The 15,136-nt window shown below is 42.3% G+C and carries 11 protein-coding genes and 1 pseudogene; 8 read left to right on the forward strand and 4 right to left on the reverse strand.

Features of this window, described 5'->3' with window-relative positions:
- Window positions 1–154: 154 nt before the first annotated feature.
- A complete protein-coding gene (locus DXB39_RS01200) occupies window positions 155–1,246 on the reverse strand; it encodes a pyridoxal phosphate-dependent aminotransferase (protein ID WP_117841186.1) in 1,092 nt (363 codons plus the stop codon).
- A 134-nt stretch (window positions 1,247–1,380) separates the two neighbouring features.
- On the opposite strand from DXB39_RS01200, the gene DXB39_RS01205 reads away from it, so the two are divergent.
- The 4 genes from DXB39_RS01205 to DXB39_RS01220 are packed head-to-tail and all read left to right on the forward strand — an operon-like array spanning window position 1,381 to window position 8,137.
- The gene (locus DXB39_RS01205; RefSeq protein ID WP_147343893.1) at window positions 1,381–4,920 is read left to right on the forward strand and encodes a DUF5717 family protein; all 3,540 of its coding nucleotides are present in this window, start codon (window positions 1,381–1,383) and stop codon (window positions 4,918–4,920) included.
- Between the two features lie 30 nt (window positions 4,921–4,950).
- Window positions 4,951–6,180: a DUF5716 family protein gene (locus DXB39_RS01210; RefSeq protein ID WP_117841184.1), complete on the forward strand. Its 1,230-nt coding sequence runs from the start codon at window positions 4,951–4,953 to the stop codon at window positions 6,178–6,180.
- A gap of 11 nt (window positions 6,181–6,191) precedes the next feature.
- A complete protein-coding gene (locus DXB39_RS01215) occupies window positions 6,192–6,956 on the forward strand; it encodes a hypothetical protein (protein WP_117841183.1) in 765 nt (254 codons plus the stop codon).
- Between the two features lie 2 nt (window positions 6,957–6,958).
- Window positions 6,959–8,137: a hypothetical protein gene (locus DXB39_RS01220; RefSeq protein ID WP_117698290.1), complete on the forward strand. Its 1,179-nt coding sequence runs from the start codon at window positions 6,959–6,961 to the stop codon at window positions 8,135–8,137.
- Window positions 8,138–8,319: 182 nt separating this feature from the next.
- Here the strand turns inward: DXB39_RS01220 and DXB39_RS01225 are convergent, their stop codons facing one another.
- The 3 genes from DXB39_RS01225 to DXB39_RS01235 are packed head-to-tail and all read right to left on the reverse strand — an operon-like array spanning window position 8,320 to window position 9,413.
- Window positions 8,320–8,931, reverse strand: coding sequence for a manganese catalase family protein (locus DXB39_RS01225; RefSeq protein ID WP_022243337.1), 612 nt, complete (start codon window positions 8,929–8,931; stop codon window positions 8,320–8,322).
- Complete coding sequence (locus DXB39_RS01230; protein ID WP_117698289.1) at window positions 8,932–9,198, reverse strand: spore coat protein CotJB; 267 nt, start codon at window positions 9,196–9,198, stop codon at window positions 8,932–8,934.
- Window positions 9,198–9,413, reverse strand: a complete 216-nt coding sequence (locus DXB39_RS01235) for a spore coat associated protein CotJA (RefSeq protein ID WP_022243335.1) — start codon at window positions 9,411–9,413, stop codon at window positions 9,198–9,200. The genes DXB39_RS01230 and DXB39_RS01235 overlap by 1 nt, the downstream gene beginning before the upstream one ends.
- A 141-nt stretch (window positions 9,414–9,554) precedes the next feature.
- On the opposite strand from DXB39_RS01235, the pseudogene feoB reads away from it, so the two are divergent.
- The 4 genes and pseudogenes from feoB to gltX all read left to right on the forward strand — a co-directional run bounded on the left by feoB (window position 9,555) and on the right by gltX (window position 15,122).
- Window positions 9,555–11,793 (forward strand): annotated as a pseudogene (gene feoB, locus DXB39_RS01245) (ferrous iron transport protein B).
- A gap of 12 nt (window positions 11,794–11,805) precedes the next feature.
- Entirely contained in the window at window positions 11,806–11,979 is a 174-nt protein-coding gene (locus tag DXB39_RS01250; protein ID WP_117841181.1) for a FeoB-associated Cys-rich membrane protein, read from the forward strand.
- Window positions 11,980–12,126: 147 nt separating this feature from the next.
- A complete protein-coding gene (locus DXB39_RS01255) occupies window positions 12,127–13,635 on the forward strand; it encodes a 4Fe-4S dicluster domain-containing protein (protein ID WP_117841180.1) in 1,509 nt (502 codons plus the stop codon).
- Between the two features lie 23 nt (window positions 13,636–13,658).
- Window positions 13,659–15,122, forward strand: a complete 1,464-nt coding sequence (gene gltX, locus DXB39_RS01260; RefSeq protein WP_117841179.1) for a glutamate--tRNA ligase — start codon at window positions 13,659–13,661, stop codon at window positions 15,120–15,122.
- The last annotated feature ends 14 nt before the right edge of the window (window positions 15,123–15,136 follow it).

Consider the following 15,136-nt stretch of genomic DNA (forward strand, 5'->3'; position numbering starts at 1 on the left):
CGTTTTTCGCTTTACAGGAAAGCAATTTCCTGTAAAGTAAAAGGCGGAACCAATCAAAAATAGACTGGTTTCGCCTTTTTACGTCGTCATGAATTCCATAGAAACTGTTAGTGGCAGTTCCGGCTGGCACAGATTAGCGGAGAAAAATAAGAAATTACTTCGAAAGAAGACAGTCAATCAACTTATCATTCATCTCCGGCATCATAAAGCAGAAGCGGATGTATTTGTTATCTAAGAAAGGAAAAGTAGAGCAGTCGCGAATCATCATATTCTTCCGGATTGCTTTATCAAATAAATCCGCAGAAGTAATGTCCTCTCTTAAGATTTTAAGAAGCATGAAGTTGCCGGATGGCTTGTATGGTTTGAAATCCGGGTGATTTTTAAAGATTTCATAAATCCGGGCACGCTCTGAAGAAATAAGAGATTTTGTCTGCCGGATGTATTCCTCATCGGTAAACATCAATTCTCCGGCAATTACGGCAAGAGAGTTAATGGTCCATGGATTTTTTCTGGTATTGATGGATTTGATTAAATCCTGATTGCCGCTGATAGCATAGCCAAGGCGGAGCCCAGGAGCAGCAAAGAATTTGGATGTTCCACGCAGGATAATAATATTGTTATAGTAGTGGGTCAGTGGAACTGCGGTAATTTCATCCATGTTATCGGCAAATTCCACATAAGTCTCATCCACCATGACAAAGATATCATATTGCTTGCAGATATCTAAAACCCGGCGCATATCCGTCCGGTTGATGCAGGATGAGGTAGGGTTATTGGGATTGCAGAGTACTAAAAGGTCGATGCTTTCATTTAAGTGAGCGGTAAAATCATCCACATCAAGGACGAAATCGTCCTTTTCACGGAGTGGATAGTAGAGTGTAGTACCACCGCCTAAGGAAATTTCGCGCTCATATTCCGAATAAGTCGGACCGAGAATCATGGCTTTTTTCGGATGCTCAATCTGAATAAAAAGAGAGATTAATTCCGTGGAACCATTTCCTACAATGACCTGGCTGGCATCGGTGCCGGTATAGGCAGCAATACATTCTCTTAAAGAAGTATATTCCCGGTCCGGGTAGGATGTAATGGCATCAATATGGGAAGCCAAAGTACTTCGCAGCAGCGGAGATACGCCTAAGGGATTGACATTGGCGGAAAAGCTTGTAATATCCTCTTTTTTGATACCGTAAACGGCTTCTATTTTCTCTAAATCACTTCCGTGAAAATGTTCTTTTGGTGTTATCATGAAAAAGACCTCCTGTTAAAATACAACGGAAAGAAAGTTGCATGTGTGTTTTAAATAGTTTATAATCTATTATAACTGTAATGAGAGAAAAAGCAACAAAATCTCATATCGGAGAAGGAAAAGCAGGTGACATTTTGCGTAGACGGATTCAGAGACTTGCAGCAGGAAAATTTGAACAGGAACAGCCGGTTTTATCTCTTTCGGAAGAGAAGATTGAAATTGAGGTATTAGAGGGACAGGATTATACGGGAGAATTTGTGATTGAAGTATCCAACCATGTTCCGGTAAAGGGGCTGATTTATTCCTCTAATCCATATATGGAATGTCTGACACCGGAATTTGAAGGGGAAGAAGTCCGAATCGGATTTCAGTTCCACAGTGAAGGTTTCCGGGTTGGTGATATACAAAAGGGTGAATTCTGTATTATCTGTAATCAGTTGGAATACAGCCTTTCTTTTGTTGTGTCCATAATCCGGCCTTATGGAAATGCATCTACCGGAAGAATCCGAAATCTCAGTGATTTTATCAAACTGGCACAGACGGATTATATGGAAGCTTACCGCCTGTTTGCTTCCCAGGGCTTTCAACATGTATTAAAAGAAGAAAAAGGAAAAGAACTATTATGGTATGCCGGCTTTGGCGGACCGGGAGCATTGATTTCCGGTATGGAGGAGTTCTTGGTTACGATCAATGCCAAGCCACGCATTGAGCTTGCGTTAAAAGAACAGGAAATTACCTATCAGGATATCAAAGAGGAGCAGAAGGAAACGCTTTTTGTGCAGAAGAATGGCTGGGGGTATATAAGCTTTGAAGCACAGACAGACAGCAGCTTCTTAAAACTGGAAAAGAATGTTTATACTTCAGATGATTTTACCGGAAGTATCTGCGACCTTATTTATTATATTGACCCGGCAGAACTTCATACCGGAAAAAATTATGGAAGAATTACTTTAGAAAATATTTATCAGCATCTTACTTATGAGATTACCATAATCAGGACGCCGGAGCGCAGAGAACAGGAGCATATCGATTATCTGGAAGAGCAGAGAACACTTGCACATATCACCGGAATCTATCTCAATTATCGTATGAAAAAGATTGGTGCAGGGCTTTTTGCATCAGGAATGTTAGATGCACTGAATCATCTGATTGCAATGCGGCCGGAAAATGACTGGTATCTTCTGATGAAAATACAGGCATTACTGGTAAGCGGACAGAGGCAGGAGGCAGAGTGGTTATTTGATGAGTTCCGGCGGAAAGAGGAAGCAAAAGATACACCGCTTTATGCATATTTCCTCTATCTCCGTACGTTGTGGGAGCGGGAAGAATCCTATGTGAACCGGCTGACTGCAGAGATTGAAGAAATTTATCAGAAAACAGATGATATCCGGGTGTTCTGGATGCTGCTTTTCTTAAAGAAAGAATATTGCGAAAATGATACCAGGAAAATCCGGGCAATTGAGAGCCAGATGTTAGACGGCTGTAACAGTCCGTTTCTCTATATCGAAGGATTCTATTTATACTGGCAGAATCCGTATCTTTTAACGAGACTTACTGATTTTGAAATCCGCATTCTTTACTGGGCGGCAAAAAAAGGTGTGTTGACCAGTGACCTTGCCATGCAGATTACGACGCTGGTATCGGAAAAACGGGTATTTCATCCACTGCTTTATAAGACTATGTGCGTGGCATATGATAAATTTCAGAATAATCAGATGTTGTCAGCAATCTGTGCTTACCTGATAAGAGGACAGCGTTTTGGATTGCATTATCATATCTGGTTTGAACGTGGCGTGGAAGAAGATTTGCGGCTGGCAGGATTAAATGAAGCATATTTAATGTCCATGGATTTACTTGCCATTAAGAAAATTCCACGGATGATACAGATGTATTTTCAGTATAACAGCAGCATTCCATACAAACAGAAGGCGGCTCTGCTTGCAAATGTAGCAGCGTTAAAGGAGAAAGAACCGGAGGTATATTCCAGTTACCGGAAGCGGATGGAAGAATTCGCAATTGCCCAGATAGAAGAAGGTCACATCGATGATAATCTGGCGATTATCTATTCTGATTTATTAAATAAAGGCATGATACAAAAAGAGATGGCAGGACCATTGGCGAAGATTCTCTTTACCCATAAAATGAACTGCTTTGTACCGAATATTGTGCGGATGTATGTTTTGCATGACCAGCTGCGAAAAGTGCAGTGTGTGCCGATAGTAAATGGCAGTGCTTATTTTGAGTTATACAGCAAGGACTATGTCATTGTATTTGAGGATACGAAGGGATACCGGTATGGCAGTGAGATTTCATACCAGCTGGAAAAGCTGATGAGGCCTGGTGCCTTTTACCGTACCTGCATGGAATATGCACCATATGAGATTTCGTATCTTTTGTATCATTTTACATCCAGGGATACCCACCGTGCGTTTATGCCGGAGGACAGTGAGTATTTACGCATCTTTTTAAAAGAGGAAGCATTGCGGGAAAGTTACCGGGCGGAGCTTTATGCAAAGGCAGTACATTTCTATGAGCAGGAAGATAATCAGGATCTGGTGGAAGAGTGTCTGCGTTGTGCACCGCTTTCCGCCATGAAGCGTGATGACAGAGCCTATCTTTTGAATCTGATGTTGGAATACCGGTTATATGAGATTGCATATCCGGATATACGGGAATTTGGCTGGGAAGGCATCCGTCTGGAGAAACTGACGGCACTTCTGACTTATGAAATAGAAGAAGCGGATTATGAAAGTGATGATTTCCTGCTGGCACTTTGTGCAGTGACTTTTCAGGCGAAGAAATACAGTAAAGAGATGCTGCAGTATTTAGCACAGTTCTACTGCGGTCCGACCCGTGTAATGGCGGCGGTCTGGTCAGCAGCGCAGACCTTTGATATAGATACCAGAGACTTGGAAGAACGGTTATTGATGCAGATGTTATATACGGCAGAATTTGTGGAGCAGGTGCAGAGCATTTATGAAAGCTTTGTGTCACACGGAGCACCACATCTTCTGCGGAAAGCATATGTAAATTATTTTGCACATTTCTATTTTGTGCATCAGGGCATTGTACCGGAAAATGTCATTAAAGGCTTAAAGAAAAATTATGAGGAACGGGAAGAATTAAGCCAGGTGATGAAGCTGGCGCTGCTTTATGCTGTTGCGAAGAGGGATTTGTCCATAGAAGAAAAAGGTGTAATGGAGATGACAGAGCAGCTTCTACAGGAGCAGCTGGTTCAGAATCTTTATTTCGCATTTTATCAGCAGATGCCGGAAGAGATTCGCTATCGATTTCATTTTTACGACCGGAAGTTTGTGGAATACCGGACAAATCCGAGCAAGCGTGTAGTGATTCACTATCAGAAAGGTGAATCCTATGTGGATGAAGATATGAATGAGATGTATGAGGGCATTTTCGTAAAAGAATTTATCGTATTCTTTGGAGAAGAAATTCCGTATTATATTTCAGAGGAAGCACCACGGGAGTCCGTTGTGACTGAGAGTGGACGGCTTTCCTGTAAGGATGTCTGTGGCAGGGAAAACGGAAGCACCTACGATATGCTGAATGAAATGGAATTAGAATATACCTTAAAGGATTATGAAAAATTAGAACGTCTTTTACGGAAATATGACAGTATGAAGAAAAGGAATGAAGAACGTTTTCAACTGATGTAATAACAGGGAAAACAATAACAGGGTGATGGTATGAAGGAAAAAAGCCTTTCAATAGGACTGGATTTTGGAAAAAAATACGCATTAGTATCATATTGTACATCCGATATGTCAGAGCCGGATACCATCAGTACCGTGGCAGGCAGTGAATTGTATCAGATTCCGCTGAGTCTTTGCAAGAGGAGGGGAATCGGACAGTGGTATTACGGAAAAGAAGCAGAGACTGTCATGAAAAATGGTGAAGGAAGCGGCTGTGACCGGCTCTTCAGCCGGGCACTGGCAGGCGAACCGGTTACCGTGGAAGGGGAAACATATGATACGGTAGAACTGTTAAGTCTCTTTGTCCGTAAAATTCTTACGGTACCGCAGAAATTCGGCACATCCATGAAGCTGGCAAGAATTACCATTACCATGGACACTTTAAACCGTGAGAAGATGGAATTGATTGAAAAATTAGCCGGACGGATGAAGTGGACAAAAGAGCAGTATCATGTCATCGATTATGCAGAAAGCTTTTATTACTATGCTTTAAGCCAGAAGGAAGAACTGTGGCTGCATGATGCGGTATTATTTGATTATTCGAAGAACAGCATGCGCTTTTATTACATGGAGCGGAATCTGAATTCCACACCGCAGCTGGTACACATTTACCTGAAGGACTATGGTCCATTGATTGGTAACAAAGATACTGCATTTTTGGATGTGGTAACGGATGCCATTTCCCGGAAAATCTATTCATCCGTATATCTGACCGGGGATGGGTTTGATGGAGAATGGATGAGAGAATCCTTAAAGTTTCTCTGCAATGGAAGGCACGTATTCCTAGGCAAGAACCTTTATGCCAAAGGAGCCTGTTATGCATCCTGTATCCATGCAGGAATGCAGCCGTGGCAGTTTGTCTATATTGGCGAGAATGAGATGAAGGTAAATATCAGCCTTAAAGTAAAAGACCGGGAAGAACTTATTTTCCATACACTGGTAAGTGCAGGAGAAAACTGGTATGAAGCAAAGAATCAGTGCGAGATTTTACTGGCAGGTACGAATACCGTTGATTTCTGGCTGCAGCTTCCGGATAGCAGGGAAGCAAAGATAGAATCTTTAGAGCTTACAGATATTCCAAAACGTCCGGAACGTATGACCAGACTTTCTGTTATGACAGAAGCACTGTCGGATTCCGCTGTAAAGGTTACCATACGGGATCTTGGATTTGGAGAGATTTATAAAAGCTCTGAAAAAGTGTGGGAATATAAAATGGAACTGTAGGAGGAGACTTCATGGGAGAATTGATTTTATGCAATCGGAAAGAAACCGATGTGCCATATTATTTAGAACAGAATATGATAAATATCTATTCCCTGGAGGAATTGAACTGGTATATTTTAAACCACACGGAATATCTTGACGATTCTTTTGTGTCGGATGATTTAATCAGCTGGATTGCAGAGGAGTTAAAAGACCTGGAGTTAGCCGGGCAGTTAAAAGAGGCTGTCCGAAAGAAAATAACGCTGGCAAAGAAAGTCCGGCTTCTGATGGATGCCTGCGGCTTTTGCACAAAGAAAGAAAAAGATGAAATCGAATATGCACTGGCAGAAGTAGAAAATAAATCAGAAATTGAATGTATGAAAATCAGGGCAGACAGAAGCCTTATGAATCATCGGTATGTCATGGCTATCAGGGAATATATGCGTCTGCTGCAGAAGGAAGAGGCGGGGAAGCTTGATGCTTCTGTCATAGGAAATATATGGAATAATATTGGAGTTGCACATACCGGATTATTCCTGTACCGGGATGCGGCACGATGCTTTAAGAAAGCTTATGACTATAATAACAATCCGGCATGCATGCGGGAGATGGAAGAAGCATGGCGGATGGCAGCACCGGATGAAAAGGAACAGGTTTATGAAGTATCAGAAGAACTGCAAAAGACATTAGAGGATATTCATAAGCAATGGAATGATGAGGAAGAAGTACTGGAAGCATTTCGAGATGTGCTGGATAAGAAAAAATATATTTACGAAAGCAATGGACGGTGGGCATAACATTGATAAAATTTTTTAGAAGAAAAAGGAAACCAAAGAAAACAATCGAAGAGGTCTTAGAATGTATCACAGAGGATACGTTATCGGAAGAAGACCGGAAGGATGAACATAAAGTACAACATTATGTTCTGGGTCACTGTGAACAGATGATTGACACCACAAAGACCCTGGAAAATGAAAAGTCTGAATATCGTGTGGTGACTTCTTATTTAAAGGATATCCAGATTATTGAAGAACTGCCGGAAGATGAGGCAGCTGCTTTAAGAGATACTGCAAACAGTATTCTTACACTGGATCAGTCCCGTTCCGATTATCTGAAAGCAACCAAGAAGCTGACAGATACGCAGTATGCACAGATGGAACAGGAAGAGGAGACTCTGACGGAATCCATCCGGACCCTGCAGGCAAATGAGATGTATCAGGCGGCCGTAAAGCGTGATATGAATTACCTGGAAGGGGAGAAGAATGAATGGGCTTATTACCGGGAAGAGTTAATGGAAGAACAGAAGATTCTGCGGAAGGCATCCTATGTAGTATTTGGCATGGTACTGGCATTCCTTGCAGTCATATTGGTTCTTCATGTGGCATTGGAAATGGATGTACGGATTCTATTTACGATTCTGATGGTAGCTGCGGCAGCCAGTGGATTCTTTATGCTGTTCCGGAATCAGAATAATACAAGAGAAATCAAGCGGGCAGAAGTGAACATGAATCATGCCATTACTCTTTTGAACCGTACTAAAATAAAGTATGTAAATTCTACGAATGCGGTGGATTATGCCTGTGAGAAATACCATGTGCATAATTCCTATGAACTGACCTATCTCTGGGAGCAGTACTTAGAAGCCAAACGGGAAAGAGAGAAATTTGAGCGGAATAGTGATGACTTGGAATATTTTAATGGAAAGTTAGTACGCATGCTGCAAAAATATGAACTTTATGATGCAAAGGTCTGGATTAGTCAACCCAATGCACTGGTAGATAAGCGTGAAATGGTGGAAATCAAGCATGAATTATTGAGCCGGCGGCAGAAAATCCGGGCATCCATTGAATATAACATGGATGTAGTATTAGAACAGAAGGAAGAAATTGAAAAACTCATGAAAGAGTATCATGAGGAAATCCCGGAAGTCCGTGAGATTATTAATTCTGTGGACCGGCTCTGCGGAACCGGAGAATGAAAATAGCGTATCATCGATAGAAAATATCGGTGATACGCTATTTTTTACTTTACAGGAAATTGCTTTCCTGTAAAGTAAAAAACGCTCCGCGAGGATGCACACTGCGGCGTATAAGGTAGATGTCGCAAGCAACCGCCGCAGGCGCGAGAATGTGCCAAGGCACATTCTTTTCTATCACAGTTTTATTTGCAGCCGCAGCTCTTATCGAAAGCCGGGTTACATGCATAGAAGTTCTTGGAGTCAAGGTGTTCCTGTACCATCCGGAGTGCTTCGCCAAAACGCTGGAAGTGTACGACCTCCCTGGCACGCAGGAAACGAATCGGATCTACAACGTCCGGGTCTTTTACGACACGAAGAATGTTATCGTAAGTGGTGCGGGCTTTCTGCTCTGCAGCCATATCTTCCATAAGGTCAGTAATCGGATCGCCTTTGGACTGGAATTCACAGGCATTCTGTGGAACACCACCGGCAGCCTGTGGCCATACGGCAAGGGTGTGGTCAATATAGTAAGGACCGAAGTTAGAGGCTTTGATTTCCTCCGGAGTCAGGTCTCTGGTAAGCTGGTGCACGATGGTTGCAATCATCTCAAAATGGGCAATTTCTTCTGTCGCAATATCGGTAAGCAGTCCGGCTACTTCACGGTAAGGAATGGAATAGCGCTGGGAGAGATAACGTAAGGATGCGTTGATTTCTCCGTCAGGACCTCCGTACTGGCTTAAGATATACTGTGCGGTTTTCGGATCGGTCTGTTTGATGTTGACCGGATATTCCAGTCTTTTTTCATACTGCCACATTTAACAATTTCCCCCTTCCCATGGATTTCTCATGCTTCCCCAGCTCCAGTGACCGTCTGTGTCGGCACCGTCTAAAGTCAGGGGACCATATTTTTCTTCATACATTTTCACTGCTTTTAACCGCAGGGTACGGTAGTGGTTATAGAAGGAAAGTGCTTCTTCATCATAAGGATGGGTGTCAAGGTAAAGGGCAGTATCATAAGCTACAAAGCTGACCTGATTAATCCAGTCTAAAAGCTGGGACTGGTTCATTGGCATATTGTTCATCAGAATCTGCCTCCTTTCATGGAACCATGGAAAGGTTTATTTAAATCCTGAAAGACTGTGCCATTACGCAGAGCCTGGTCAGGTTCGTACAGATTGCCGAACTGCTGCCATGGAACATAAGCCATGGCAAGTTCCTGATTACAGGCAAACTGTTTCGTATAAGGTGTCGGAACAGCCGGACGGCTGCTTTGTGGCTGACAATTACAGTTGTTCATATGCTGACCTCAATAAAAATATTCATATTAATATATGTGCAGATGAAAAGGAATGTGAGATTTTATATTGTGAAAAAAAGAATCCTGCGGTAAAATACTTAATTGAGAAAAAATATCAATAACAAGAGAAGAGGAAAATAGATGACACTGGATGAACTTGAAATTGGAAGAGAAGCGGTAATAACCAAAGTAGGGGGAGAAGGAGCACTGCGGTGTAGATTTTTAGATATGGGGCTGATTCCAAAGACAAAGGTGCAGGTGCGTAAAGTAGCACCTATGGGAGACCCGATTGAACTCCGGATTCGTGGATATGAACTGACCATACGAAAAGAAGATGCCGGAAAAATTGAAGTAGAACCGGAGGAGAACTAGAATGATATTTGCATTAGTAGGAAACCAGAACTGTGGTAAGACCACATTATTTAATCAGCTCACCGGTTCCAACCAGCATGTTGGAAATTTTCCGGGTGTAACGGTTGACCAGAAAATGGGAGAAATCAGAGAACATAAGGATGCGTCGGTAGTTGACCTGCCGGGAATCTATTCTCTGCGTCCATATACCAGTGAGGAGATTGTAACAAGAGACTTTATTTTAAATGAAAAGCCGGATGGAATTATCAATATTGTAGATGCAACAAATATTGAGCGAAATCTCTATCTGACCCTGCAGTTGTTAGAAATGCATATTCCGATGGTATTAGCTCTGAATATGATGGATGAGGTGCGTAACAACGGCGGAAGTATTGATGTAAAACAGATGTCTTTAGAACTGGGAATTCCGGTCATTCCAATCAGTGCGGTAAAGGGAGAGGGAGTGGAAGACCTGGTACACAGCGCCATGAAGGTGGCAGGACAGAAGATATATCCAAAGGTAACGGATTTTTGCGAGAAAGGTCCTGTGCACCGCTGCATTCATGCGGTATCCCATCAGGTAGAAGACCATGCACAGAATATCGGAATGTCACCACGTTTTGCAGCAACGAAGATTGTAGAGCAGGATACAGACATTATTGACAGACTGAAGCTGAGCCAGAACGAACTGGATATGATGGAACACAGTATTGAAGAAATGGAAACAGACCATCATATGGACAGAAATGCCGCTCTGGCGGATATGAGATATACCTTTATTGAAAAGGTGTGCAGTAAATCAGTAACAAAGTGCCATGAGAGCAAAGAACATATCCGTAGTGTAAAGATAGACAACGTATTAACGAATAAATATCTTGCTATCCCGCTGTTTCTTCTGATTATGCTGCTGGTATTCTGGCTGACCTTCGGTGTTATCGGAGCATTTTTAAGTGATTATCTTGCAGTTTTTATTGCATACATAACGAATCTTGCTGACAAGGGGTTGACTGCTTATGGAATTAACCCGGTGGTTCACAGCCTGATTATTGACGGTGTATTTGCCGGAGTCGGAAGTGTGTTAAGCTTCCTGCCGATTATTGTGGTTTTATTTTTCTTCCTGTCTATTCTGGAAGATTCCGGTTATATGGCAAGAGTTGCCTTTGTTATGGATAAACTGCTGCGTAAGATTGGACTTTCCGGACGAAGTTTTGTTCCAATGCTGATTGGATTTGGTTGTACGGTTCCGGCAGTAATGTCAAGCAGAACTTTAGCATCCGAAAGAGACCGGAAAATGACCATTATGCTGACACCATTTATCAGCTGTTCAGCAAAAATTCCGATTTATGCGGTATTTACAGCAGCATTTTTTAAAAAGTATCAGGCACTTGTTATGATTGCACTTTATGTTGGTGGAATGGTAATGGGAATTCTAGTGGCACTTTTATTTAAACATTCCGCATTCCGTGGAAAACCGATGCCTTTTGTCATGGAACTTCCGAATTACCGGCTGCCATCTTTTAAGAGCGTGGTACTCCTGATGTGGGACAAGGCAAAGGATTTCTTAGAGAGGGCATTTACCGTTATTTTCCTTGCAACGATCATTATCTGGTTCTTACAGTCTTTTGATACCAGACTGAATGTAGTATCTGACAGCGCAGACAGCCTGCTGGCATTAATCGGCCGTGTGATTGCACCGGTTTTTGCTCCGCTTGGATTTGGGGACTGGAGAGTATCCACTTCTTTGATTACCGGATTTACTGCCAAAGAAGCAGTAATCAGTACCATGAGTGTACTTCTTGGAACCAGTGTGACTGCTTTGGGAAACAGCCTTGGAATTCTGTTTACGCCGGTATCAGCAGTCAGCTTCCTGGTATTTACGTTACTTTATACACCATGTGTAGCAGCAATTGCAGCAATCAGACGGGAGATGGGCTCAAAGCTTCAGGCACTTGGTGTTGTGGTAATGCAGTGCGTGGTTGCATGGATTGCAGCATTTGTTGTCTTTCAGATTGGCAGCCTGATTTTTTAGGAGGCAGATAGTATGGGCGTTAATGATATTATTTTGCTATTACTGATTCTTTGCTGGTGCGCCTTTGCGGTATATGCTATGATGAAAAAGAAAAAAGAGGGAGGCTGCATTGGCTGCAGCGGATGTAGTGGAAGGATAGATACGGATGCGGTCTGCAAAGAATGTTCCCAGAGGAAAAAGTTGTAAAAAGTATTTATTTTAGAACATAGGAGCAGGCTACTTGTATTATTGAAAGTGGTGTGCTAGATTATTGTTAGCATAGTGTTATATATTGATAATACTGTGCGTGGTTATGAACAATGATATAATACAATTTTTTTCTAGGAGGAAACGATGAGAGGACTACGTACACCAGTATCAGATTTGAGAAAAAGCATTTTTACGGAGGTAGCAAAAATTGCTTATGAAGCAGACAGTGCAAACCTGAACGATGCCGTTGAGGCAGTTCCATATACAGTTTGCCCTGGAGATGTTCCTACATACCGTGAAAGTATTTATAGAGAACGTGCGATTGCAGCAGAAAGAGTAAGACTTGCTATGGGTATGTCTTTACGGCCACAGGATAAACCGGTACATGTTACCAGTGGCCTCGAAGAGAGCAATGTGGCAGAAAAATATTATGAGCCACCTCTTATGCAGGTAATTCCATCTGCATGTAATCTGTGCGAAGAAAAGAAATATGAAGTATCCAATATGTGCCAGGGATGTATTGCACATCCATGTATGGAGGTATGTCCAAAGGGAGCAATCTCCCAGGTAGATGGCAAATCTGTAATCGACCAGGAGAAATGTATCAAATGTGGAAGATGTAAAGCAGCCTGCCCATATGATGCAATTTCCAAGAAAGAAAGACCTTGTTCCATGGCTTGTGGAATTGGAGCAATCGGAACAGATGAATACGGAAGAGCAAAGATTGATGCAGATAAATGTGTATCCTGTGGTCAGTGTATGGTAAGCTGCCCATTCGGAGCAATTGCAGATAAATCACAGATTTTCCAGTTGATCCGTTGTATGAAAGAAGGCGGAGAAGTTATCGCTGAAATTGCACCTGCATTTGTAGGTCAGTTCGGACCTGGAGCTACTCCAAAGCATGTAAAGGCAGCTTTATTAGAACTTGGTTTCTCAGAAGTTGTTGAAGTTGCACTTGGGGCTGATATCGGTGCAGTAGCAGAAGCACATCACTATGCAAATCATGTTGCAACAGGAGAGCTTCCGTTCTTACTTACTTCCTGCTGTCCTGCATGGTCCATGCTTGCAAAGACACAGTTTCCGGATTTAATCGAGAGCGTATCTTCTGAGCTTACACCTATGGTTGCTACAGCAAGAAGCATTAAGAAAGAACATCCGAATGCAAAAGTAGTATTTATCGGACCGTGTGCTGCTAAGAAACTGGAAGCAAGCAGAAGAACTGTACGAAGCGATGTTGATTTTGTAATCACATTTGAAGAGTTAGACGCTATGTTTGCAGCAAAAGGAATTGATCCGAACCAGACAGAGGGTGAAAGCTCCATGCATGATGCAACTGCTGCAGGTCGTGGATATGCATGTGCCGGTGGTGTTGCAGATGCCATTGAAAAATGTGTACATGAATATTATCCGGATGTGGATGTTAAGATTGAACATGCAGAAGGTCTTGCTGAATGTAAGAAGATGCTGATGCTTGCCAAGGCTGGTAAGATGAATGGATGTATGATTGAAGGAATGGGATGTCCTGGCGGATGTATCGCCGGAGCAGGAACTATTCTTCCGATTCCGAAAGCAAAACAGGAAATCGAGAAGATTAAGAAAGCTTCTACCAAGCAGCTTCCTCCAAAGGAATTACGGGAAATCGAATTAAATTAATAGTAAGAAAGCGGGTTAATAGAATGAGCAAGGTTAGAACCAGATTTGCACCAAGTCCTACAGGAAGAATGCATGTAGGAAATCTGCGTACAGCACTTTATGCATATTTAATTGCAAAGCATGAGGGCGGAGATTTTATTTTAAGAATTGAAGATACAGACCAGGAACGTTATGTTGAGGGAGCGGTAGATATTATCTACCGTACCCTTGAGAAGACTGGATTGTTACATGATGAAGGTCCGGACAAGGATGGCGGTGTTGGCCCATATGTGCAGAGTGAACGTCAGGCACAGGGAATTTATCTGGAGTATGCGAAGAAACTCATTGAAAAAGGAGAAGCATACTATTGTTTCTGTGATAAGGAGCGTTTAGAGAGTCTGCGTCAGACTGTTGCAGGTAAAGAGATTATTGTTTACGATAAGCATTGCCTGCATTTAAGCAAGGAAGAAATAGAAGAAAAGCTTGCTGCAGGTGTTCCATACGTTATCCGTCAGAACAATCCTCAGACAGGAACAACAACCTTTCATGATGAAATCTATGGAGATATTACCGTTGATAATGCGGAGCTGGACGATATGATTCTGATTAAATCAGACGGATATCCGACTTATAACTTTGCCAACGTAGTAGATGACCATTTGATGGGAATTACACATGTAGTAAGAGGAAATGAATATCTTTCTTCTTCTCCAAAGTATAACCGTCTGTATGAAGCTTTTGGCTGGGATGTGCCGGTGTATGTACACTGTCCGCTAATCACCAACGAAGAGCATCAGAAGTTAAGTAAACGTTGCGGGCATTCTTCCTACGAAGATTTGATTGAACAGGGATTTTTAACAGAAGCAGTTGTAAACTTTGTGGCATTACTGGGGTGGAGTCCGGCAGATAACCGGGAAATCTTTTCCCTGGAAGAGCTGGTAAAAGCCTTTGATTATCATCATATGAGCAAATCACCGGCTGTATTTGACTATACAAAGCTGAAATGGATGAATGGCGAATACATCAAGGCAATGGATTTTGATTCGTACTTTGAAATGGCAGAGCCATATATCCGGAAAGTAATTACCAGGGATTATGATATCCGCAAGATTGCAGAGATGGTGAAGACCAGAATTGAAATCTTCCCGGATATTGAGAATCTGATTGACTTCTTTGAGGAACTTCCGGAGTATGATACCGCAATGTATACCCATAAGAAGATGAAGACCACAGAAGAGAGCTCTTTGGAAGTCTTGACAGAGATTCTTCCGGTATTAGAGGCTCAACAGGATTACAGTAATGATGCACTGTATCAGACACTTTGTGATTTTGTGGCAGAGAAGGGCTGCAAGAATGGTTATGTATTATGGCCGGTTCGTACAGCGGTTTCCGGTAAACAGATGACACCGGCAGGTGCAACTGAGATTATGGAAATTATTGGTAAGGAGGAGTCCTTAAAACGTATCCGTACCGGAATTACACTTCTTACGAAAGCACTTGAGAAATAAAAGTTACGAGGCAT

Origin of the sequence: Roseburia sp. OM03-7AC (assembly GCF_003462625.1) — a bacterium.
GTDB lineage: Bacteria > Bacillota > Clostridia > Lachnospirales > Lachnospiraceae > Roseburia_C > Roseburia_C amylophila.